This is a genomic window from Desulfarculus baarsii DSM 2075 (assembly GCF_000143965.1).
Lineage (GTDB): Bacteria > Desulfobacterota > Desulfarculia > Desulfarculales > Desulfarculaceae > Desulfarculus > Desulfarculus baarsii.
The window spans coordinates 1,254,956-1,277,240 of record NC_014365.1 but is presented as its reverse complement, the minus strand read 5'-3'; the positions used below and the strand labels follow the sequence as shown (position 1 = coordinate 1,277,240).

Sequence of the window (22,285 nt, the reverse complement as noted above, 5' to 3'; positions counted from 1 at the left end):
CGATGGTCGACCTTCGCGCGGCCACTTGGCACAACTGTTGCCATGCATATGCGCCAAGGGTGGACGGCCGCGGCACGCAAGCCGTCCAAAGTTGGAAGCGAGATTATTTGCCAAATGCGAGGAGAGAGAAAATGAAGAAGCTGGTTTGTGCGATGATGCTGGCCCTGGCGCTGTTGGTTTCGGCGGCGGGGGCTGGTTTGGCCGTGGCCGAGGAAAGCGGCCCGGAAGTGACGGCGACCTTTGACGCCACCTTCAACAGCAAGTACGTCTGGCGCGGCATGCTCCTGGTCGACGACCCGGTGCTGCAGCCTTCGGCCACGGTGGGCGTGGGCAACTTCAGCCTCAACGTCTGGGGCGACTACGAATTCACCGACGTCAACGGCCGTCAGCACGAGGTCGACGAGATCGACATCACCCTCAACTACACCATCCCGGTGGGCGATTTATCCATCCCGGTGGGCGCCATCGTCTACACCTTCCCCAACGGCGGCAACGACACCACCGAACTTTACGTGGGCGTGGCCTACAACTGGATCGTCACCCCCAGCCTGACCTGTTACTACGACGTGGACGAACTGGCCGGCTCGTTCTACTTCCGCGGCGCCCTGGACTACTCGCTGGACCTGCCCGAGGTCGTCAGCAAGGTCTCGTGGGCCGCGGCCATCGGCGCCAGCATCGGCTGGGGCAACAGCGAGTATAACAACGGCTACTTCGGCGTGGACGAGTCCCACTTCTCCGACTGGTCGATCTACGCCTCGCTGCCCATCAGCTTCTGCAAGTACTTCACCGTCAAGCCCATGATCACCTACACCTCCCTGGTCGACAGCGAGATCCGTGACGCGGGCAAGGCCATCTACACCGAGGAAAACAACTTCTTCTACGGCATATCCCTGTCGGTTTCCTTCTAGGCGGGGAGCATCACGCGAAACCCGGCCCCGGCGCGGGCCGGGTTCGCAGAAAAGGAGCGGCTGAGATGCTAAGGCGTATCACCAAGAACACGATGAAGCTTTTGACCTTGGGGCTGCTGCTGCCCGGCGCGGTCATGGCCGAGGAGAGCGCGCCGCCGGCGGTCAACGACATGGACACCATGTGGGTTCTCTTGGCCGCATTCCTGGTATTTTTCATGCAGCCCGGCTTCGCCATGGTCGAGACGGGCCTGACCAGGGCCAAGAACGCGGTCAACATCCTGGCCAAGAACTTCATGGACTTTGCCCTGGCCAGCATCCTGTTCTTCCTGGTGGGCTATGGCTTCATGTTCGGCGAGGGCAACTCGTTCATCGGCCTGAGCGGCTTCGCCCTGGAGGGCATGAGCGACGGCAACCTGCCCCTGCTGGCCTCCTGGTTCTTCCAGGCGGTGTTCTGCGGCACGGCGGCCACCATCGTCAGCGGCGGCATGGCCGAGCGCACCAAGTTCACTTCCTACATTTTGTCGACGGCGGTGATCACCACCTTGGTTTACCCCATCATCGGCCACTGGACCTGGGGCGGTGGCTGGTTGTCGCAGATGGGCTTTTTCGACTTTGCCGGCTCGACCATCGTCCACAGCACCGGCGGCTGGATCGCCCTGGTGGGCACCATGTTCCTGGGCCCCCGCTACGGCAAGTACACCGCCGACGGCAAGAGCCGCGTGCTGGCCGGCCATAGCGTGCCGCTGGCGGCGCTTGGCGTGTTCATCCTGTGGTTCGGCTGGTTCGGCTTCAACCCCGGCTCGCAGTTGGCCGCCAGCGGCGCCTCCAACGCCGGGGCCATTTCTTTGATCACCGTCAACACCAACCTCTCGGCCGCCGCCGGCGCGCTGGCGGCCATGTGCACGGTGTGGATGATGTATGGCAAGCCCGATCTGACCATGTGCATGAACGGCGCGCTGGCCGGCCTGGTGGCCATCACCGCCCCTTGCGCGGTGGTCTCGCCCGGGGCCAGCATCGTCATCGGCATCCTGGCCGGCATGCTGGTGGTCATGGGCGTGATGCTCCTGGACAAGCTGCACATCGACGACCCGGTGGGCGCCATCCCCGTGCACGCCTTCAACGGCGCTTTCGGCACGCTGGCCGTGGGCGTCTGGGGCCAGAAGGCCCTGGGCCTGGCCAATGACGGCCTGCTGCACGGCGGCGGTTTCACCCAGCTTGGCGTGCAGGCCACCGGCGTCATCGCCGTGGGGGCTTTCGCCATGATCAGCATGGCCATTGTCTTTGCTATCATCAAGAGTACGGTCGGGCTCCGTGTCTCCCTCGAAGAAGAACTGCGCGGCCTGGATATTGAAGAACACGGCATGGAAGCTTATTCAGACTTCCAGATTTTCACTACCAGGTAGGTAAGGAGGCTAGTCATGAAGCTGATAATAGCCTACATCAAGCCCGAAAGGCTCAACGACGTCAAGCAGGCCCTTTACGAGGCGCAGATCTTCAACATGTCGGTGACCAACGTGGTGGGTTCGGGCCGTCAGCGGGGCTTCAGCGAGACCTACCGCGGCGTCGAACAGGAAGTGAACCTGATCAAGAAGGTGCGCCTGGAGATCGGCGTCAACGACAACTTCGTCGAGGCGGCCAAGGCGGCCATCGTCAAGGGCGCGCGCACCGGGCAAATTGGCGACGGGGTGCTGTTCGTGCTGCCCGTCGAGGAAAGCATGCGCATCAGAACGGGCGAGGCCGGTCCTCCTGCTATGGGCTGATAATAGGCGGGACCGTTTCAGATAAACCCCAAACAACCGGGCGGTTGGCCGATTAAGGCCGGCCGCCCGGCCTTTGCCCCGCCATCCGCCGCCGGCCTCGTTCCGGTCTGGCGGGTTGGCCATCAGCGCCAGATGGGCCACGGTTTTTCGCGCCGCCGGGCTGGCCGCGGACTACGGGGGTGTAGGAATGTCGGGCGCGTTCCTACAAATCGGTAATGCGGTCGGAGGTCACGCCGGGGGTTGCTTTTTGATATACCAAGCCCTCACAATGAGTTATCCATAACGAAACTATTGGCCCGCGCTTTGCAAGACACCCGACAAGGCAGGTAAGCGCGAGGCGTCCCACGAGTGCGCCCCTAGCGGCGCGGCAACCGGACGCCGTCACTTGAATTGAACAACCCAAGGAGGAATCCAACCAATGTCCGACATGAATAAAGAACAAGTACTCAAAGCGGTGCGCGACAACAACGTCAAGTTCATCCGCCTGTGGTTCACCGACATTCTGGGCATGCTCAAGAGTTTCGCCATCTCGCCGGCCGAGTTGGAACTGGCCATGGAAGAAGGCATGGGCTTTGACGGCTCGTCGATCCAGGGCTTCGCCCGCATCGACGAATCGGACATGGTGGCCATGCCCGACCCCAACACCTTCGCCATCCTGCCCTGGCGTCCGGCCGACAAGGGCGCGGTGGCCCGCATGTTCACCGACGTGCTCAACCCCGACCTGACCCCCTACGTGGGCGATCCTCGCTACGTGCTCAAGCGCCAGCTCAAAAAGGCCGCCGACAAGGGCTACACCATGTACGTCGGCCCCGAGTTGGAGTTCTTCTACTTCAAGAACTCCGAGGGCACCGAAGTGCTCGACCGCGGCGGCTACTTTGACCTGACCCCCCTGGACGTGGCCAGCGACCTGCGCCGCGACACCATTTTCGCCCTGGAAAGCATGGGCATCAAGGTCGAGTACAGCCACCACGAGGTCGCCCCCAGCCAGCACGAGATCGACCTGCGCTATCAAGAGTCGCTCAAGATGGCCGACGCGGCCATGACCTATCGCCTGACCGTCAAGGAGATCGCCATGAAGCACGGCTACTACGCCTCCTTCATGCCCAAACCGATCTTCGGCGAAAACGGCTCGGGCATGCACACCCACCAGTCGCTGTTCAAAGACGGCCGCAACGTGTTCTTCGATGGCTCCGACAAGTACAACCTGTCGGCCGCCGGCAAATCCTATATCGCCGGCCTGCTCAAGCACGCCCCCGAGTTCTGCTCGATCATCGCCCAGTGGATCAACAGCTACAAGCGCCTGGTGCCCGGCTACGAGGCCCCGGTCTACGTGGCCTGGGCCCGCCGCAACCGTTCGGCGCTGGTGCGCGTGCCGATGTACAAGCCCGGCAAGGAAATGGCCACCCGCTGCGAGCTGCGCTGCCCCGACCCTGCCTGCAACCCCTACCTGTCGTTCGCGGTGCAACTGGCCGCCGGCCTCAAGGGCATCGAGGAAAATTACGTCCTGCCCGAGCCGGTGGAAGAGGACATCTTCGAGATGAGCAAGAAGGAGCTGGCCGAACACGGCATCACCTCCCTGCCCTCGACCCTGGGCGAGGCCATCGCCATCACCGAAAAGAGCGCCTTCGTCAAGGAAGTCCTGGGCGACCACGTCTTCGAGAAATTCATCGAGAACAAGAAGGCCGAGTGGGACGCCTTCCGCCTGCACGTCACCGACTTCGAGCTGGAGCGCTACCTGCCTATCCTCTAGGTTGTGCTTCCGGACCCCGCGCCGGGGGGCCTTCGGGCCTCCCGGCTTTTTTTGGCCCCGCGCCGGGTTGGCTTTTGCCGGCGTTTGGCGCAAAAACCCTTTGCGCCGGCCGGCCAAATCTGGTTAATTCATTCACTTGTTCGCGCCAACACATTCGCGGCCCCGCGCCGCCGGGGAGCAGTCATGATCATCGACCACGACCAACCACCTTTCGCGCCCGGCGAGGTGCTCGTCCTCATCGACGAACGCGACCGCGCCGGCCTGCTCATCGTGCCTCCCCCCGAGGAGACCGTGCGCTTTCACGGCGAGGAGCTGTCCTGCGAGATGCTCTGCCAACTGCGCGAGGGTCAGTTGATCCCGGTCAACAAGCATCGCTACCTGGTCATGCGCCCGACCATGGAGCAGATCATCATGAACATGCCCCGCGAGGCCCAGGTGATCTACCCCAAGGATCTGGGCATGCTGCTGGTCTGGGGCGACGTGGCCCCGGGCCTGCGCGTGCTGGAGGTGGGCGCCGGCCACGGGGCCCTGACCATGACCCTGCTGCGCGCCCTGGGCCCCGAGGGCCGCCTGGTCAGCTACGATATCCGCCAGGATCACCTCAACCGCACCGGCAAAAACATCGCCGCCTATCTGGGCCAGGCCGCCCTGGAGCGTTGGGAGCCGATTTTGGCCGACCCGGCCCAGGAAGGTTTCGCCCAACAGGCCTGGGACCGCCTGTTCACCGACGTGCCCGAGCCCTGGGAGATGGTTCTGGCCGCCCGCCAGGCCCTGCGCCCCGGTGGCGTCTGGACGGCCTGGGTGCCCACCGTGCCCCAGATGGCCAACCTGATGGAGGCCGTGTTCGAAGATCCTTACTTCTGCCTGCCCGTGTGCTACGAGACGCTGCAACGCTATTGGCACGTGCGCAAGCCCTCGGTGCGGCCGGCCCACGAGATGAAGGCCCACACCGGTTTCGTGGTCTGCTGCCGGCGGCGCTGGCGGGGTGACTGGCGGCAGGAGCCCGAGGCGTGATATCCTTGGCCTAGGGAGGGGCCGATGATCGTCTTCGATCTGGAATGCAGCGCCGGCCACGGCTTTGAAGGCTGGTTCGACAGCCTGGAAGATCTGGAAAGCCAACGGGAGCGAGGCTTGATCCTCTGTCCTGTCTGCGGCGACGCCCAGGTGCGCCGGGTGCCTTCCAGGTTCGGCCTCAGCCGCGCCCACGGCGAGCCTTCCAACGAGGAGGCCGCCCGCGTGCTGGGCCTGGCCCTGCAACGCTATCTGGCCGAGAATTTCGACGACGTGGGGCCGAACTTCGCCAAGGAGGCCCTGAAAATTCATTATGGCGCGGCCGAACCGCGCAACATACGTGGATTTTCCTCGGCCCAGGAAGAAGACCTGCTGCACAAGGAAGGCGTCAGCTTTTTCAAGGTGGGCGCGCCCGCGCCGCCGGCCGCCGACGACGGCGAGGATTAGGGCCAGACGCATATCGTTGACAAATCGGTCCACTGCTGCTAGCCTGCAATCTGCTGTCATTACAGTAACAACCGCCTCGGGCGACGGTTTGTGAGCGATTGCGCGACCTACTGCGGGGCCAACCATGCGCGGCGAAATAATCTGCATAGGCGACGAGTTGATCAGCGGCCGAGTCGGCGAGGGCAACGCCCGCTACGCCATGAGCCGGCTGCATCCCCTGGGCCTGACCGTGGGCGCGGTGGTCATCGTCGGCGACAACGCCCAAGACATCGCCTTCGCCCTGCGCCAGGCCCTGGGGCGGGCCGATTTCGTCATCTGCTGCGGCGGCCTGGGGGCCACCGACGACGACATCACCGCCCGCACCGCCGCCGAGGTCTTCGGCCTGGCCCTGACTGAAAGCCAGCGCATGGTGGCCAACCTGCGCCGCTGCTTTCAGGCCATGGGCCTGGAGCTGCGCGCCGAGACGCGCAAGATGGCCTGGCTGCCCGATGGCGCCGAGATTCTGTGCGCCACCTGCGCCGGCTTCAAGCTTAGCGGCCCCGACGGCCGGCCGGTGTTCTTTCTGCCGGGCGTGCCCCGCGAGATGCGCCGGCTCATCGATGAAAGCGTCTTGCCGGCGCTGTTGGGCCGTTTTGGCCACGACGCGGCGGTGCTCAGCCGCAAGCTGCGCGTCTTCGGCCTGGAGGAGGCCGAGGTGGGCCTGCGCCTGGAAGGCCTGGCCCAGGGCGTGGCGGGCGCGTCGGTGGGCTTTTATCCGGTCTTTCCCGAGGTGCAGGTGCAACTCAGCGTCCTCGGTCAGGACCGGCCGACCATGGAAGACGCCCTGGACGGGTTGGAGGGCCGCGCCCGCCAGTTGCTGGGCGACCATGTCGTCGGCGGCGATGACGGCCTGGAAGAGGCCGTGGGCCGAGTCCTGCGGGCCAGAGGCCTGCGCCTGGCCGTGGCCGAATCGTGCACGGGCGGGCTGATCGGCCACCGCCTGACCTCGCGGCCGGGCTCTTCCGACTACTTCGACCGAGGCCTGATCGTCTACTCCAACCAGGCCAAGCAAGAGTTGCTGGGCGTAACGGCCGACTCGCTGGAGCGCCACGGCGCGGTCAGCGCCCAATGCGCCGCCGAGATGGCCCAGGGCGCCCGCCAGCGCGCGGCGGCCGACCTGGGCCTGGCGGTGACCGGCATTGCCGGCCCCGGCGGCGGCAGCGACGAAAAACCCGTGGGCACGGTGTTTTTCGGCCTGGCCGACAGCCAGGGCGTGCGTTCCCAAGGCTATCTGTTCCGGGGCGGACGGGCCATGATCAAGGCCCAGGCCGCCGAAAACGCCTTGGACTGGCTGCGGCGCTATCTGGCTGACGATGCGTTTGTTCGTGGCGCTTGAGCTGCCGGCGGCGGTCAAGGACCACGCCAGGGCGGTGATCGACCGGCTGCGCGGCGCGGGGGCTGACGTGAAGTGGCTCGACGCGGCGACCATGCACGTGACGCTCAAATTCATGGGCGAGGTGGATCAAGCCCTGCTGGGCGATGTCCGCCGGGCCCTGGCCGGGGCCACGGCCGGCTTTGGGCCGCTGGAGCTGCGCGTGGGCGGCTGCGGCGTCTTCCCGAGCCCGCGGCGGCCAAACGTGGTATGGTTGGGGATTGACGGCCAGGCCCAGCGCTTGGCCGCCTTGGCTGGCCGGGTCGATCAAGCCCTGGCCCAGGCCACGGGCCTGCCCCGCGAAAAACGCCCCTTCACGCCGCATCTGACCATCGGCCGCGTGCGCCAAGGGCGCGGCTCGGCCCAGGAGGCCCTGTCCCTGGCCGTGGGCGCGTTGGCCGAGCTGTCCGGCCCGGCCTTCCAGGCCCGCGCCGCGCGGCTGGTGCAAAGCACGCTGACGCCGCGAGGCGCCATTCATAAACCGATCGACGAATATCCCCTGGCCTGAGGCACGGGGGCGGGAGATGGCCATGGCCGCCAAGGAAACCGAAGTCCAAACCAGGGAAAAGGCCATGGACGCCGCCCTGAAGCAGATCGAGCGCAGTTTCGGCCGAGGGGCCATCATGCGCTTGGGCTCGGGCGAAGCCCTGCGCGACGTCCAGGCCATCTCCACCGGCTCGCTGGGCCTGGATCTGGCCACCGGCGTGGGTGGCGTGCCCCGCGGCCGGGTCACCGAGATCTACGGCCCGGAGTCCTCGGGCAAGACCACCCTGGCCCTGCACGTGATCGCCGAGGCGCAAAAGCTGGGCGGCGTGGCCGCCTTCATCGACGCCGAGCACGCCCTGGACATCTCCTACGCCCGCCGCCTGGGCGTCAATGTCGACGACCTGCTGGTCAGCCAGCCCGACACCGGCGAGCAGGCCCTGGACATCGCCGAGATTCTGGTGCGCAGCGGCGCGGTCGACGTGCTGGTGATCGACTCGGTGGCCGCCCTGGTGCCCCGGGCCGAGTTGGAAGGCGAGATGGGCGACAGCCACGTGGGTCTGCAGGCCCGCCTGATGAGCCAGGCCATGCGCAAGCTCACCAGCGTCATCTCCAAAAGCAACACCGCCGTGATCTTCATCAATCAGATCCGCATGAAGATCGGCGTGATGTTCGGCAACCCCGAGACCACCACCGGCGGCAACGCCCTCAAGTTCTACGCCTCGTTGCGCCTGGACATCCGCTCCAACAGCAAGATCAAGGACGGCGAGGAAGAAATCGGCCGCCGGGTCAAGGTCAAGGTGGTCAAGAACAAGGTCGCCCCGCCCTTCCGCCTGGCCGAGTTCGACGTGATCTTCGGCATGGGCATCAACCGCCTGGGCGAGCTGATCGACATCGGCGTCAACCACGACGTGGTGACCAAGAGCGGCGCGTGGTACTCCTACGGCGACGAACGCCTGGGCCAGGGCCGCGAAAACGCCTGCAACCACCTGCGCGAAAACCCCGACTTGGCCGCCGATATCGACAAGCGCCTGCGGGCCAAGCTCGGCGTGGGCATGGTCGCCGAGACCGCCCAGGCCGGTGAAACCAAAACCACCGCGCCCAACGCGGCGCCCCAGCCAGCCAGTCAAGACTGAGGAACGATCATGGCTCTCAGCGGCAACGAGCTTCGCGGCAAATTCCTGGCCTACTTCGCCTCCAAGGGCCACCAGGTCGTGGCCAGCAGCCCCCTGGCCCCCAAGGACGACCCCTCGCTGTTGTTCACCAACGCGGGCATGGTCCAGTTCAAGCAGGTTTTTCTGGGCCAGGAACAGCGCCCCTACACGCGGGCGGCCACCAGCCAGAAATGCTTCCGCGCCTCGGGTAAGCACAACGACCTGGAGAACGTCGGCCGCACGCCGCGCCACCACACCTTTTTCGAGATGCTGGGCAACTTCAGCTTTGGCGACTACTTCAAGCAGGACGCGGTGACCTTCGCCTGGGAGCTGCTGACGGTGGGCTTTGGCCTCGATCCCGAAAAACTCTGGGTCAGCGTGCATCACTCCGACGACGAGGCGGCCGAGCTGTGGCAAAGCGAAGTGGGCGTGCGTCCCGAACGCATCGTGCGCCTGGGCGACAAAGACAATTTCTGGTCTATGGGCGACACCGGCCCCTGTGGCCCCTGTTCCGAGATCCACATCGACATGGGCCCGGAGATGGGCTGCGGCCGGCCTGACTGCGCCGTGGGGTGCGACTGCAATCGCTATCTGGAGCTGTGGAACCTGGTGTTCATGCAGTACAACCGTGACGCCTCGGGCCAGACCACGCCCCTGCCCAAGCCTAGCATCGACACCGGCATGGGCCTGGAGCGCATCGCCGGCGTAGTCCAGGGCGTGCGCAGCAATTACGACAGCGATCTGTTCACGCCGATCATCGAACGGGCCTGCCAGATCACCCAGACGGCCTACGGCCAGAGCGACCAGGCCGACATCAGCCTGCGGGTCATCGCCGATCACGCCAGGGCCTGCGCCTTTTTGGTGGCCGACGGGATCCTACCCAGCAACGAGGGCCGAGGTTACGTGTTGCGCCGCATCCTGCGCCGCGCCGCCCGCCACGGCCGCAAGCTGGGCGCGCAAAAACCATTTTTGCACCAGGTGGCCATGAAGGTCATCGACGAGATGATGGGAGCCTACCCGGCGCTGGGCGACGCCCGCGCCTTCGTGGACAAGGTGGTGACCAGCGAAGAGGAGCGCTTCAACGAGACCCTCGACACCGGCCTGAAGCTGCTGGCCGAGGCCATCGAGGAGGCCAAGGCCAAGGGCCAGACGGCGCTGCCGGGCGAGGTGGCCTTCAAGCTCTACGACACCTACGGCTTCCCCGTGGACCTGACCCGCACCATCTGCGAGGAAGAAGCCCTGGGCGTGGACGAGCCCGGCTTCGAGGCGGCCATGGGCCAGCAAAAGACCCGCAGCCGCGCCTCGTGGAAAGGCTCGGGCGAGGAGGGCCTCAGCGGCCCCCTGGCCGAGCTGCGCGCCAAGGGCTTCAAGACTGCCTTCACCGGCTACGATGGGCTGGAGGGCCAGGGCCAGGTGGTGGCCCTGATCGTCGACGGCCAGATGGTCGAGCGCGTCGGCGCGGGTCAGAAGGCCTTGCTGGTCTGCGACCAAACACCGTTTTACGGCGAATCGGGCGGCCAGGCCGGCGACTCGGGCCGCGCGGAGGGGCCGGCCGGCAAGGCCGTGGTCAGCACGGCCAGCAAGCCCGGCGGCGACATGGTGGCCCACGAGATCACGGTGAGCGAGGGCTACCTGGCCGTGGGCGAGCGCCTGAACCTGACGGTGGACCACGGCCCGCGCGGCGAGACGGCCAGCAACCACACGGCCACTCACCTGCTGCACGCGGCCCTGCGCCAGGTGCTGGGCGATCACGTCAAGCAGGCCGGCTCGATGGTCTCGCCCCAACGCCTGCGCTTCGACTTTTCCCACTTCGAGGCCATGACGCCCCAGCAGATGGGCCAGGTCGAGGCCATGGTCAACGAGGGCGTGCTGGCCAACATCGCCGTGACCGTCACCGAGATGCCCGCCGAGGAGGCCCTGGGCAGCGGGGCCATGGCCCTGTTCGGCGAAAAATACGGCGACACCGTGCGCGTGGTGGAGATCCCCGGCCTGTCCAAAGAGCTCTGCGGCGGCACCCACGTCAAACGCACCGGCGACATCGGCCTGTTCAAGCTGGTGGCCGAGTCATCGGTGGCCGCCGGCGTGCGTCGCGTGGAGGCTCTCACCGGCCGGGCGGCCCTGGCGGCGGTGCGGGCCATGGAAGACGAACTGCACAAGGCCGCCGGCCTGCTCAAGGCCCGGCCCACCGAATTGGCCGAACGCGTGGCCAAGCTGATGGCCACGCTCAAGGAGCGCGAGCGCGAGGTCGAACAACTCAAGGCCAAGCTGGCCGGCGGCGGCGGCGGCCGCGATCTGCTGGCCGGCGTGGTCAACCACGGCGACGCGCGGGTGTTGGTGCAAAAGGTCGAGGTGGATTCGGCCAAGGCCCTGCGCGCCCTCTCCGACGAGATCATCGAGCGCCTGGGCTCGGGCGTGCTGGTGCTGGGCGCGGCGGCCGAGGGCAAGGCCTTCCTGCTGGCCCGGGTCAGCAAGGATCTGCAAGGCCGCTTCCACGCCGGCAACATCGTCAAGGAACTGGCCCCGCTGGTGGGCGGCGGCGGCGGCGGCCGGCCGGACATGGCCCAGGCCGGCGGCCAAAACCCCGACGCCCTGGATCAAGCCATGGAGCGGGCCTCGGCCATGCTGGCCGAGCAGGCCAAGGCCTGAAGCAAGCTTTTTTGCCCGAATCAGACGGACGCCCGGCCATGGGCGTCCGTTTTTTTTATGCGCCCAGGCCGGCGGCGGCGCGACGCCCGCAGCGCCAGACCACCAGGTGGTGAAAGGGCCGGATCAGGTTGAAGTAGAGCGGCCCCGTCCAGTGGTTGTAGTGGACGATGGTCAGCACGCGGTGCTCGAACAGGCCGTCGCCGGCCGGTTGGCTGAGCACGGACAGCACCACGTTCAGGTGCTTGTCGGCGATGCCCGCCGCCCACAGCCGGCCTGGCTCGAAGGCGCGCACCGTCCACATGTCCAGGCCCTGGCCGACTTCCGTGGGCATGGCCCGTGGCGTCTGGGCCTCTGTCGCCGTTGTTTCGTGACGCAGGCCCAGGATTTTGGCCAGCACGCCGCGCAGGGCGAAGAGCGCGCGCAGCCAACCCGGCGGCGGGGCAAACAATATGCCCCGCACGAAGTCGCTTTGGCCAGCCGGGCCGCGAAAGGCCTTTTCGTCCAGGTGGTCGGCCCCGCGGGCCAGCTCGGCCACGACGGGGTGATGCAACGATTCCATCCGGCCCTCCGTTAAATAAAAGGGGCCGCGCAATCGGCGCGGCCCCGTGGTTTGCCATGAAATCCAGCGCGTTAGAAGTTAGAATCCTCGCGGCGGCCCTCGTCGGCAAAGGGTTTGGACGAGTCTTCCTTTTGGCGCTTTTCGTCTTCCAGGGCCTTCTTTTCCTCTTCGCTGAGGCCGGCGTACTCCTCGGCCTCCTCGGCCAACTGCTCGTCGTAGTCGGCCTGGGCGCGCTGCAGGGCGCTCATGGCCTCGTCGTAGAGGCCCACGTCGGGGTATTGGGTCATCACCCGCTTGAAGCGATAGATGGCGGCGGGGTACTTGCCGGTGTTGTAGTAGAACTTGCCCACGGCCAGGTCGTGCGCGGCGGCGCGGGCGGCCGATTCCTGGAAGCGGGGCACGGCCTTGACCGACCATTCGTTCTTTGGGTATTCGCGCATGAGCTTCTGGAAGGCCTCCATGGCCTTGCGCGCGAAGGTGGGATCGCGGTCGGGGGTGAGCATCTGCTCGTGATAGACCATGCCGATCTGATACATGGCGTAGGGCACGCCTTCGTTCTTGGGATGCAGGCGGATGAAGTCCTCGTAGGCCAGGATGGCCTCGTCGTAGCGCTCGTCCTTGAAGTAGGCGTCGCCCAGGCGCAGGTCGGCCAACAGGGCGAACTTGCTGTAGGGGAAGCGGTCCTTGAGTTGCTGGAATGTTTCGGCCGCTTCTTCGTAGTTGCCTTCTTGATAGGCTTGTTCGGCCTCGGTGGCCAGGACCTGGGCCGGCGTGTCAAAGGCCTCCACCGCCCCGTCGCCGCCGCCGCCAAAGCCCAAGTTGCCGACCCAACCCTTGACCGTGCTGCAACCGCCGACCAAGCCAAGGGCGGCGATCATGCCGGCGGCGATAATCAGTCTGAGTGCTTTGCTCATTCGTGTTCTTCCAAATACCGCTGGGCGGCGTAGGCGGCGGTGGCGCCTTCACCGGCGGCGACGACTATCTGGCGCAGCAGTTTGCCGCAGCAGTCGCCCGCGGCGAAGACGCCGGGCATGCTGGTTTTTTGGTCGCCGAAGGTCTTGATGAAGCCCTGTTGATCGAGTTCCACCGCCCCGGCGCAAAAACCGGTGGACGGGCGGGTGCCCACGAAGACGAAGGCCCCGTCGCAGGGCAGGTCGAACTGCTCGCCGGTTTTCAGGTTGCGCATGGTCACGCTTTGCACGCCGTTTTCGCCATTGATCGACACCGGCGCGTGGGACCACAGCACCTCGATTTTTTCGTTGGCCAGCACCCGCTCTTGCAACACGGCCGCGGCGCGCAGTTGATCGCGGCGGTGGGCCAGGTAAACCTTGCGGGCAAAGCGCGTGAGGAAAATGGCCTCCTCGGCCGCGGTGTCGCCGCCGCCAAAGCAGACCACGGTCTGATCGCGGTAGAACGGACCATCGCAGGTGCCGCAGTAGGACACGCCCTTGCCGGTCAGGCGGGCCTCGCCGGGGATGCCCAGGTTGGCCGGCGAGGCGCCCATGGCCAGGATCACCGCCTTGGCCGTGACCTGGCCGCCGTGATGATGCAAAAGCAGCCGGCCGCCCTCGGCGCTCAGGCCGGAGATCTCCCGCGAGACGATCTCCAGGCCGAACTTGAGGGCGTGGTCGCGCATCTTGTCGGCCAGATCAAAGCCGCTCACGCCCTCCACCGCGCCTGGCCAGTTTTCCACCCAATCGGTGCTGAGCACCTGGCCGCCGGGGCTGAGGCGCTCATAAAGCACCACGTCCAGGCGGGCCCTGGCCGCGTACAGGCCGGCGGTGAGCCCGGCCGGGCCGCCGCCGACGATGACCAAATCGCGCGTTTCCATTGATGTAAGCACCAGCGGGCTAGAGGAGTTTTTTCAGCGCCTCTTCGATGTGGGCCTTGCTCACCGCGCCGGTGATCTGGTCGACCTGCTTGCCGTCCTTGAACATGATCAGCGTGGGGATGGCCCGAATGCCGTACTGCCCCGGCGTCTTGGGGCTCTCGTCGACGTTGAGCTTGGCCACCTTGACCTTGCCGGCGTAATCTTCGGAAAGCTCCTCGACCACCGGCGCGATGGCCCGGCAGGGGCCACACCACGAGGCCCAGAAATCCACCAGGGTGGGCAGTTCGGACTTGAGGATTTCCTGTTCGAAGCTATCGTCGGTCACCTGGACAACGTTGCCCGCCATTGCCGTATTCTCCTTAATGCCTTGTCGACAATACGCGCGGCAGGGCCGCGCCATTTGGTAGTTTCCTCATTGTCAGTTATATGGTTCAATCACGCGCTTGTCAAATCAATACCACCCATCGCCGCCGCCCGGTGGGCCGACTCGCCGCCGTTGACCGAAGCCGGCTTCAAGTTTATCATGACCAAACCCGCCGGAGGTGATTTTTGGCCAAAACGCGCTCCATATACGTCTGCCAGAACTGCGGCGCGTCCCAGCCCAAGTGGATGGGACGCTGCCCCGTGTGCCAGGCCTGGGACACCCTGGTCGAGGAGCGCCAGGAGCCGGCGCGGCCGGCTGGCCAAACAGCCAAACCAACGCCCCTGACGCCCCTGGCCCAAGCCGGCCAACACCCCGAACCTCGCCTGCCATCGGGCCTTTGCGAACTCGACCGCGTGCTGGGCGGCGGGCTGGTGGCGGGCATGGCCGTGGTGGTGGGCGGCGAACCGGGCATCGGCAAATCGACGCTGATGCTGCAACTGGCCGCCAGCCTGTCCACGGCCCAGCGGCGGGTGCTCTACGTCTCGGCCGAGGAATCGGCCGCCCAGGTGGGCCTGCGCGCCCGGCGCCTGGGCCTGGGCGGCCAGGGCGTGGACTTGCTGGCCGAAACGGCCCTGGAGCCGGTGTTGGAACAAATCGCCCGCGGCGGCCACGGCGTGGTCATCGTCGACTCCATCCAGGCCCTGCGCTCGGCCGATTTGGCCGGCGCGCCAGGCAGCGTGGGCCAGGTGCGCCACTGCGCCGCCGAGCTGACCGCCCGGGCCAAGGTCGGCGGCGCGCCGCTGTTGATGGTCGGCCACGTCACCAAGGACGGCGCGCTGGCCGGGCCCCGCGTGCTGGAGCACATGGTCGACACGGTGCTGCATTTCGAGTCCGAGCCGGCCATGCGCCTGCGCCTGTTGCGCGCGGTCAAAAATCGCTTCGGGGCCACCGATGAGGTCGGCGTCTTCGAGATGGGCGAAAATGGCCTGCGCCCGGTCGGCGATCCCTCGGCCGCCCTGCTGGCCCACCGTCCCGGCGACGCGCCCGGCAGCGTGGTCTGCGCGGCCCTCGGCGGCACGCGGCCCCTGCTGGTGGAGGTGCAGGCCCTGGTCAGCCCCTCGGGCCTGGCCACGCCACGGCGTCAGGCCCTGGGCGTGGACCAGGGCCGCCTGGCCATGCTGGCCGCCGTGCTGGCCATCCACGCCGGCCTGGAGCTGGCCGGCTGCGATATTTTCGTTAACGTGGCCGGCGGCGTCAAGCTGATCGAACCGGCCGCCGATCTGGCCGTGGCCGCGGCCATCGCCAGCTCGTTGCGCGGCCGGCCCGTGCCCCAGGATGTGGTCTGCTTTGGCGAGGTGGGCCTGGCCGGCGAACTGCGCGCCGTGGGCCGCCTGCGGGCCCGTCTGGCCGAGGCCGCCCGCCATGGCTTTGGCCGAGCCGTCACCGCCGGCGGAGAAAGCCCGGCCAATCACTCCATCGAACTGGTCGCCGCCAGCCGGCTGGCCCAGGCGCTGGAGCTTTTGTGGCCCTAGGGGCCTGACCAACCGGCGCTTGGCCAAGCTCCCGGTTTCAAAACCGTGCGCGCCCGTGCGCCAGGCCCTGGCCGCGCCTCAGCGGGCCATGGCCCGGGGCCGTTCGTAAAAGGCCAGACTGGCCGAGCACAGCACCACCAGCACCGAGCCCACGTTGTGGGCCAGCGCGCCCAGCACCGGGCTGAGGTAGCCCCCGGCGCTGGCCAGGACGGCCGCGGCGTTGAAGGCCAGGCCAAAGGCGATGTTCCACTTGATGATGCGGATCATCCGCCGGCTCAGGCGCATCAAAAAAGGCAGTTTGGCCACGTCGTCGTTCATCAGGGCCACGTCGGCGGTCTCCAGGGCCACGTCCGCGCCGGCCGCGCCCATGGCCACGCCCACGTCGGCGGCGGCCAGGGCCGGTGCGTCGTTGACGCCGTCGCCGACAAAGATCACCCGCCGGCCCTGGGCCTGCATCTGGGCGATGACGCCCAGCTTGTCCTCGGGCAGCATCTCGGCCCAGGCCCGCGAAAGGCCCACCGCTTCGGCCACCATATCGGCCGAACGCTGGTGATCGCCCGAGAGCAGCCCCACCTGGCCGACGCCCAAGGCCTTGAGCTCCTCCACCGCGCCCTTGGCCGCCGGCCGCACCCGGTCGGCCACGCTGATCAGGCCCACGGGCCGGTGGTCTTGGTAGACATACAACGGCGTGGCCCCTTGCTCCTTGATCTCCAGCAGCTTGGCGCTCAGCTCGGCCGGCGCGCCAGCCCCGGCCCCGGCCAGGCAGGCCCCGCCCACCTCCACCAGATTGCCCTGCACCAGCCCGCAGACCCCCGCGCCGATCTTGGCGCAGGTCTGCTCGGCCCGGTCGATGACGATCTTGGCGTATTGGGCGGCCTTCAGCACGGCCCGGGCCAGGGGATGGCTGCTGTCCTGCTCGACGCAGGCGGCCAGGCGCAGCACCTCCAGGCGGTCGACGCCCGCGGCCGGGATGACCTCGCGCACGCGGGGCTTGCCCTCGGTGAGGGTGCCGGTCTTGTCGAAAAGCACCACATCGGCCGTGGCCACGGCCTCCAGGTATTGCCCGCCCTTGACCAGCACCCCGGCCTTGGCCGCCCGGCCGATGGTGGCCACGATGGCCGTCGGCGCGGCCAGAATCAGCGCGCAGGGGCAACCGACGATCAGCACCGTCACCGCCCGGTTGGCCTCGCCGGTGATGGCCCAGGCCGCCCCGGCGCAGGCCAGGATCAGCGGCGTGAACCAACGGCTGTAGCGGTCGATCAGGCGCACGGCCTTGGGCTTGTGGGCCTCGGCCTGGCTGACCAGCTTGATCACCCGGCCCAGGGTGCTGTCCTGGCCCACGCGGGTGGCCTCGACCTCCAGCACGCCGTTCAGGTTGAGCGTGCCGGCGAAAACCGCATCGCCAGGCGCCTTGTCGCGGGGAATGGGCTCGCCGGTCATGGATGACTCATCCACGGCCGAAGCGCCTTTTTTGACCACGGCGTCGACGGCCAGGCGGTCGCCGGGCCGCAGCAGCAGCCGGTCGCCCACCGCCACCCGCTCCACCGGCCGCGCCTGGAATTGGCCGTCGGCCCAGACCAGGGCCGTGTGCGGCGAAAGATCCAAAAGCGACTGGATGGCCTTGCGCGCCGAGTCGCCGGTGGCCTGCTCGATCAACGAGCCCAGCACCATCACGCAACTGACCACCGCCGCGCTGAGGTATTCGCCCTGAATCAGGCAGGCCACGATGGCCAGGCTGACCAGCTCGTCCACGTTGACCCGGCGCTCCCACAGCCCTTGCAGCGCCCCCCAGATTATCGGCGCGCCGTTGACGGCGATGGACGCCCCGATCAACCCCAACGCCGTCCAGCGAGCCCACGGGCCGGGGTGTTGACCCACCACGAAGCCGGCCAGGGCCAAGGCCCCGCCGCCCAAGGCCCGCAAAAACTCGCCCGAGCCGACAAGCTGGCGATAGGCCCCCAAGTTGGCGTAACGTCCGATCATTTGCCTTGCTTCTCCGTTTGGGTGCAATGATTCTTCATCGCGCGGGTGGCGGCTTCTGCCGCCGGTTTTTCGTTAGTATATCCTAATAAAATTTTCAATCAACAACTTGCCCGCGCCAAAAAAGCCGGGGCCCCCAAACCAGGCCCCGGCGCGAAGATTCATGGCCAAAGGGCCTCAGGCGGCGTCCCAGCCGCCCTTGGCCCGCAGCTCGTCGATGATCCGCTTGGCCGCGGCCTTGAGGTTGAGATAGTCGGTCTTGGCCACGCGGTTGAGGGGGATGCCCTCGGGGTCGACCACCTCCACGTGGCTGGGCCGCGAATAGGCCGAGATGTCCTCGCAGGCGGCCATGACGTCCTTGGCCGAAAGGCTCACGTCGGCCCTGGCCTTTTCCACGAAGACCACGATGCCCTCCGAAAAGACCGCGTGCTCGACGCCCACCGCCGCCACCATCGTCACCAGGCCCTTGAATTTGCCGGCGATGTGGTTTTCCACGTCCTCGGGGAAGACCTGATAGCCCTTGGGCTTGATGACCATCTTGGAGCGGCCGGCGAAGTGCAGGCCCTTGTCGTCGTAGTAGCCCAGGTCGCCGGTGTAGAGCACGCCATCAATGCTGATGGTCTTGGCGGTGTTGGCCTGGTCGCCCAGATAGCCCAGAAACACCTGCGGCCCCGAGAAGCAGATCTCGCCGATCTCGCCGGGTTTTTTCTCGGCGCCGGCCTTGCCGTCGGTGGTCATGGGCGCGCGGATGCCGATGGGGCACAACGGCGAGTCGAAGCCGATGCCCTGGGCCAGGCTGTCGACGCTGGCCCCGATGTCGGTGTAGGTGCAGAAACCGGCCGTCTCGGTCAGGCCCAGGCCGGTGCCGATGGTCGGGGCCATGGCCTGGAGCTTTTCCAGAAACTCGCGGGGCACCGACTGGCCGCCGTAGATGGCGAAGCGTAGCGACGAAAGATCGTACTTGGCGTAATCGGGCAGTCGCCACTCCAGGTTGAAGAGGGCCGGAATCTGGCCCAGGGTGGTGACTTTGTGTTGCTGGATGGCCTGCAGGCTGGCGGCCGGGTCGAAGACGTGCAGGAGCACGCAGGTTCCGCCGCCGACGATGGTGGTGTCGAGCTGCTCGGTGACGCAGCCCACGTGGGATGGCGGCAGGTTGACCAGCATGCGGTCTTTTTCGGCCATGTCAAAGGCCACGATCAGGCCGATGTTCTGGATGAGGATGTTTTCGTGGCAGATCAGGCCGGGCTTGGGCGAGCCGGTGGAGCCGGTGGTGAAGATGATCAGGCAGGCGTCGCGCTTGCCCACCTTGGCCCGGGCCTTTTTCACCGCCCCGGTCAGCAGGCTCTTGATGAACACCCACTTGATGTCGGCCACGAACTGGCCGATGCCCACCGCCCCGGGGATGACCAGCTCGGGCTCTTTTTGAAACTGCACCCAGTGGTCCACGTAGGGCGATGATTTCATCACTTCCTGGATCATCGGCCGGAAGTCGGCCAGGGGCGTCTTGCCCAAAAAGAAATAGGCCTTGGGTTTGATCTTGTCCAGGCAGTATTGAATCTCGCCGGTCTTCAGGCGCAGGTCCAGCGGGGCGATGATCAGGCCCACGCGGTGGCAGGCGTACATCAAGTAGACGTGCTCTTTTAAAAGCGGCAGCGACGTGGCCACGATGTCGCCCTTGCGCAGGCCGATCGACAGCAGCTTGGCCGCGAAGGCGTTGACGGACTTGTTGAAGTCTTTCCAGCTGATATGCTCGCCGGTGTTGTGCTCGATGAGGGCCAGGCCGGCGGCGTTTTCGCGGGCGTGTTTTTCGACGTAGTCGGCCAGGTTCGGCAGCAGATTCTTGTAGCGCTCCTGGCACTGGGACCGTTTTTGCTCGTTCATGATGCGCGCCCATCCCTTCTTGCGCTGATAACGTTTTTTCGCGGCGCGATCAGTATAGAAACAGCCCCGTCCGCTGTCAACAAAACCCGCCCGTCGGCCAGGGCAAGCCGGGCCGGCGGGTTGATCGGCCGATCCGTTGGCGGCGGGCTATTTCTTGAAATTGCAGTCGGGCTGGGGGCAGCGGACGACGGTTTCTTTCTTGCCGACTTTTTCGACCAAAAACGGATGCCCGCACTGGGGGCAGGGCTCGTCGATGGGCCGGTCCCACGAGGCGTAGTCGCAGGTCGGGAAATTATCGCAGCCATAAAATGGCTTGCCGCGACGGCTGCGTTTCTCCACCAGTTCGCCGCCGCATTTGGGGCATTTGACGCCGGTGGACAGGCCCTTGGAATAATTGCACTTGGGGTAATTGGCGCAGGAAATGAACCGCCCGCCCGAGCGGGTGGGCTTGATCACCAGCTCGCCGCCGCATTTGGGGCATTTTTCACCGGTGGCCTCGGGCTGGGGTTTGGCCACGGGCTTGCCGTCGGCGCCCAGGGCCATGATGTTTTTGCACTGGGGATAGGCCGAACAAGCCAGAAACGGCCCGAAACGCCCTTTTTTGACGACCATGGCCGCGCCGCACTTGTCGCAGGCCACGCCGGGGTCGGGCGCGGCCTCTTGCAGGACGATGGCCCCCTTTTCGTCGCGGCTGAAGTCGCTGGTGCTCTTGCACTCGGGATAGCCGCTGCAAGCCAGAAACTCGCCGTTGCGGCCCAGACGGATGGCCATGGGCTTGCCGCAGAGGGGGCATTTGACGTCGGTCTCGACGCCCTTGCCCTTGATCTGGCGCATGTGGGTCTTGGCCGCGCCAAGGGCCTGCTGGAAGGGCCCATAAAAATCGGCCAGCAGGCCGCGCCAGTCCTGGCGGCCTTCCTCGACCTGGTCCAGCAGCCCTTCGAGCTGGGCGGTGAAGCCCACCTCCATGATCTGCGGAAAACACTCCACCAGCAGGTCGTTGACCAGGTAGCCCAACTCGGTGGGAATCAAGCGGCGTTTCTGGTCCTTGCTGACGTAGTCTTTTTCCTGGATCGTCGACAAGATGGCGGCGTAGGTCGAGGGCCGGCCGATGCCCTGCTCTTCCAACTCGCGCACCAGCGAGGCCTCGGTGAAGCGCGGCGGCGGCTGGGTGAAATGCTGCTTGGGCTCGACGCCTTGCAGGGCCAACTCCTGGCCCTCGTCCAGCGGCGGCAAAGGCGGCAGGGCCTGGTCGTGATCCTTGGCCTCGGCGGAGGCCCGGGCCTCGTCGCCGCCGTGCTCGTCGCGGTCCTCGACATAGACGGCCGTGAAGCCCCGGAAACGCAGCACCTGGCCGCTGGCCCGCAACAGGCCCTGGCCGGCGACGATCTCGGCCTGGGTCTGGTCGTAGACGGCCGGGGCCATCTGGCAGGCCACGAAGCGATTCCAGATGAGCTGATAGAGCCGCAGCTCGTCGCGGCTGAGATAGGCCTCGAGCAACTCGGGGGTCAGGGCGGCGTTGGTGGGCCGGATGGCCTCGTGGGCCTCCTGGGCGTTGGCCTTGGATTTGTAGGCGTTGGGCTTGGCCGGCAGATATTCCTGGCCATAGCGCGCGGCGATCAGGGCCCGCACGGTGGCGACGGCCTCGGCGGCCAGGCGGGTGGAGTCGGTGCGCATGTAGGTGATCAGGCCCATCTGGCCTTCGCTGGTCTGCTTGCCTTCGTAGAGGGCCTGGGCCAAGCCCATGGTGTATTTGGGCGCGAAGCCCAGCTTGCGATAGGCCTCCTGTTGGAGGGTGCTGGTGATGAAAGGCGGCGCGGGTTGCTGCTTGCGCTGACGCTTGGTCAGCTTTTCGACCACGAAACGCTGGCCTTGGATGGCCGTCACGCCGGCCATGGCCTCTTTTTCGTTTTTCGGGTCGAACTTCTTGCCGGCCAGGCGGGCCAGGCGGGCGGCGAAGGGCGGCGGTTGCTGGCCCTGGAGCATGGCCGTGACCGTCCAATACTCCTGGGGCTCGAAGGCCTGGATGGCCCGTTCGCGCTCGACCACCAGGCGCAGGCTCACCGACTGCACCCGCCCGGCGCTGAGCCCGCGCTTGACCTTGTCCCACAACAGCGGCGAGATTTGATAGCCCACCAGGCGGTCGAGCACGCGGCGGGCCTGCTGGCTGTTGTAGCGATCGACGTCGATCTTGGCCGGCGCGGCCACGGCCTTGGCGATGGCGCTTTTGGTCAGCTCGTGAAAGAGCACGCGGTGATAGCTTTCCAGGGGCCGGCCCAGTTGCTGGGCGATGTGCATGGCGATGGCCTCGCCCTCGCGGTCGGGGTCGGGGGCCAGAAATATCTCGCCGGCCTTGGCCGCGGCGGCGCGCAGCTCCTTGATGACCTTGTCCTTGCCCTTGATCACCCGATAATGGGGCTGAAAGCCGTTTTCCAGGTCGACGCCAAGCTCGCTGGGCGGCAGATCGACGATGTGACCCACCGAGGCCTTGACGATGAAGTCCGGGCCCAGGTATTTGCCGATGGTGCGCGCCTTGGCTGGCGATTCGACGATAAGCAGGTTCTTGGGCAT

The 22,285-nt window shown here is 66.5% G+C and carries 18 protein-coding genes; 11 read left to right on the top strand and 7 right to left on the bottom strand.

The window, feature by feature from the left end:
* Positions 1–131: 131 nt before the first annotated feature.
* The 10 genes from DEBA_RS16870 to alaS all read left to right on the top strand — a co-directional run bounded on the left by DEBA_RS16870 (position 132) and on the right by alaS (position 11,570).
* Positions 132–908: a TorF family putative porin gene (locus DEBA_RS16870; RefSeq protein ID WP_013257971.1), complete on the top strand. Its 777-nt coding sequence runs from the start codon at positions 132–134 to the stop codon at positions 906–908.
* Positions 909–973: 65 nt separating this feature from the next.
* Positions 974–2,311 carry an ammonium transporter gene (locus tag DEBA_RS05730; protein WP_013257970.1) on the top strand — a complete coding sequence of 446 codons (1,338 nt, stop codon included), beginning with the start codon at positions 974–976 and terminating at the stop codon, positions 2,309–2,311.
* 15 nt (positions 2,312–2,326) lie between these two features.
* Positions 2,327–2,668 (top strand): P-II family nitrogen regulator, encoded by a 342-nt coding sequence (locus DEBA_RS05725; protein ID WP_013257969.1) that lies wholly within the window; start codon positions 2,327–2,329, stop codon positions 2,666–2,668.
* Between the two features lie 418 nt (positions 2,669–3,086).
* Complete coding sequence (locus DEBA_RS05720; RefSeq protein ID WP_013257968.1) at positions 3,087–4,418, top strand: glutamine synthetase family protein; 1,332 nt, start codon at positions 3,087–3,089, stop codon at positions 4,416–4,418.
* Positions 4,419–4,601: 183 nt separating this feature from the next.
* Positions 4,602–5,432 (top strand): tRNA (adenine-N1)-methyltransferase, encoded by an 831-nt coding sequence (locus DEBA_RS05715; protein WP_013257967.1) that lies wholly within the window; start codon positions 4,602–4,604, stop codon positions 5,430–5,432.
* A gap of 24 nt (positions 5,433–5,456) precedes the next feature.
* A complete protein-coding gene (locus tag DEBA_RS05710) occupies positions 5,457–5,876 on the top strand; it encodes a DUF1178 family protein (RefSeq protein ID WP_013257966.1) in 420 nt (139 codons plus the stop codon).
* A gap of 124 nt (positions 5,877–6,000) precedes the next feature.
* Positions 6,001–7,251: a CinA family nicotinamide mononucleotide deamidase-related protein gene (locus DEBA_RS05705; RefSeq protein ID WP_013257965.1), complete on the top strand. Its 1,251-nt coding sequence runs from the start codon at positions 6,001–6,003 to the stop codon at positions 7,249–7,251.
* On the top strand, positions 7,241–7,795 hold the full coding sequence (gene thpR, locus DEBA_RS05700; RefSeq protein ID WP_187288596.1) for an RNA 2',3'-cyclic phosphodiesterase: 555 nt from the start codon (positions 7,241–7,243) through the stop codon (positions 7,793–7,795). Before DEBA_RS05705 ends, thpR begins: the two co-directional genes overlap by 11 nt.
* 22 nt (positions 7,796–7,817) lie before the next feature.
* Positions 7,818–8,906 (top strand): recombinase RecA, encoded by a 1,089-nt coding sequence (gene recA / locus DEBA_RS05695; RefSeq protein ID WP_013257963.1) that lies wholly within the window; start codon positions 7,818–7,820, stop codon positions 8,904–8,906.
* 9 nt (positions 8,907–8,915) lie between these two features.
* Entirely contained in the window at positions 8,916–11,570 is a 2,655-nt protein-coding gene (alaS, locus tag DEBA_RS05690; protein WP_013257962.1) for an alanine--tRNA ligase, read from the top strand.
* Positions 11,571–11,625: 55 nt separating this feature from the next.
* Here the strand turns inward: alaS and DEBA_RS05685 are convergent, their stop codons facing one another.
* From DEBA_RS05685 to trxA, 4 genes are all read right to left on the bottom strand, one after another.
* Positions 11,626–12,129 carry a DUF2867 domain-containing protein gene (locus DEBA_RS05685; RefSeq protein ID WP_013257961.1) on the bottom strand — a complete coding sequence of 168 codons (504 nt, stop codon included), beginning with the start codon at positions 12,127–12,129 and terminating at the stop codon, positions 11,626–11,628.
* A 71-nt stretch (positions 12,130–12,200) separates the two neighbouring features.
* The gene (locus DEBA_RS16865; RefSeq protein ID WP_013257960.1) at positions 12,201–13,043 is read right to left on the bottom strand and encodes an outer membrane protein assembly factor BamD; all 843 of its coding nucleotides are present in this window, start codon (positions 13,041–13,043) and stop codon (positions 12,201–12,203) included.
* Positions 13,040–13,960, bottom strand: a complete 921-nt coding sequence (gene trxB, locus DEBA_RS05675; protein ID WP_013257959.1) for a thioredoxin-disulfide reductase — start codon at positions 13,958–13,960, stop codon at positions 13,040–13,042. Before trxB ends, DEBA_RS16865 begins: the two co-directional genes overlap by 4 nt.
* A 19-nt stretch (positions 13,961–13,979) precedes the next feature.
* Entirely contained in the window at positions 13,980–14,306 is a 327-nt protein-coding gene (trxA, locus tag DEBA_RS05670) for a thioredoxin (RefSeq protein ID WP_013257958.1), read from the bottom strand.
* Between the two features lie 203 nt (positions 14,307–14,509).
* Between trxA and radA the strand changes: the two genes are divergently transcribed.
* Positions 14,510–15,856, top strand: a complete 1,347-nt coding sequence (gene radA / locus DEBA_RS05665; RefSeq protein WP_013257957.1) for a DNA repair protein RadA — start codon at positions 14,510–14,512, stop codon at positions 15,854–15,856.
* Positions 15,857–15,934: 78 nt separating this feature from the next.
* Here the strand turns inward: radA and DEBA_RS05660 are convergent, their stop codons facing one another.
* The 3 genes from DEBA_RS05660 to topA form a co-directional block, all read right to left on the bottom strand.
* Complete coding sequence (locus tag DEBA_RS05660; protein ID WP_013257956.1) at positions 15,935–17,839, bottom strand: heavy metal translocating P-type ATPase; 1,905 nt, start codon at positions 17,837–17,839, stop codon at positions 15,935–15,937.
* Positions 17,840–18,013: 174 nt separating this feature from the next.
* On the bottom strand, positions 18,014–19,717 hold the full coding sequence (locus DEBA_RS05655; protein WP_013257955.1) for a class I adenylate-forming enzyme family protein: 1,704 nt from the start codon (positions 19,715–19,717) through the stop codon (positions 18,014–18,016).
* A gap of 147 nt (positions 19,718–19,864) precedes the next feature.
* Complete coding sequence (topA, locus tag DEBA_RS05650) at positions 19,865–22,285, bottom strand: type I DNA topoisomerase (protein ID WP_013257954.1); 2,421 nt, start codon at positions 22,283–22,285, stop codon at positions 19,865–19,867.

Bases quoted from the DNA above. Each gene is read 5' to 3' on its own strand.
- alaS (WP_013257962.1), top strand. From the start codon at position 8,916: ATGGCTCTCAGCGGCAACGAGCTTCGCGGCAAATTCCTGGCCTACTTC.
- DEBA_RS05685 (WP_013257961.1), bottom strand. From the start codon at position 12,129: ATGGAATCGTTGCATCACCCCGTCGTGGCCGAGCTGGCCCGCGGGGCC.
- trxA (WP_013257958.1), bottom strand. From the start codon at position 14,306: ATGGCGGGCAACGTTGTCCAGGTGACCGACGATAGCTTCGAACAGGAA.
- DEBA_RS05720 (WP_013257968.1), top strand. From the start codon at position 3,087: ATGTCCGACATGAATAAAGAACAAGTACTCAAAGCGGTGCGCGACAAC.
- DEBA_RS05715 (WP_013257967.1), top strand. From the start codon at position 4,602: ATGATCATCGACCACGACCAACCACCTTTCGCGCCCGGCGAGGTGCTC.
- DEBA_RS05660 (WP_013257956.1), bottom strand. From the start codon at position 17,839: ATGATCGGACGTTACGCCAACTTGGGGGCCTATCGCCAGCTTGTCGGC.
- DEBA_RS05705 (WP_013257965.1), top strand. From the start codon at position 6,001: ATGCGCGGCGAAATAATCTGCATAGGCGACGAGTTGATCAGCGGCCGA.
- DEBA_RS16865 (WP_013257960.1), bottom strand. From the start codon at position 13,043: ATGAGCAAAGCACTCAGACTGATTATCGCCGCCGGCATGATCGCCGCC.
- recA (WP_013257963.1), top strand. From the start codon at position 7,818: ATGGCCGCCAAGGAAACCGAAGTCCAAACCAGGGAAAAGGCCATGGAC.
- DEBA_RS05725 (WP_013257969.1), top strand. From the start codon at position 2,327: ATGAAGCTGATAATAGCCTACATCAAGCCCGAAAGGCTCAACGACGTC.
- DEBA_RS05655 (WP_013257955.1), bottom strand. From the start codon at position 19,717: ATGAACGAGCAAAAACGGTCCCAGTGCCAGGAGCGCTACAAGAATCTG.
- DEBA_RS16870 (WP_013257971.1), top strand. From the start codon at position 132: ATGAAGAAGCTGGTTTGTGCGATGATGCTGGCCCTGGCGCTGTTGGTT.
- DEBA_RS05710 (WP_013257966.1), top strand. From the start codon at position 5,457: ATGATCGTCTTCGATCTGGAATGCAGCGCCGGCCACGGCTTTGAAGGC.
- trxB (WP_013257959.1), bottom strand. From the start codon at position 13,960: ATGGAAACGCGCGATTTGGTCATCGTCGGCGGCGGCCCGGCCGGGCTC.
- topA (WP_013257954.1), bottom strand. From the start codon at position 22,285: ATGCCCAAGAACCTGCTTATCGTCGAATCGCCAGCCAAGGCGCGCACC.
- DEBA_RS05730 (WP_013257970.1), top strand. From the start codon at position 974: ATGCTAAGGCGTATCACCAAGAACACGATGAAGCTTTTGACCTTGGGG.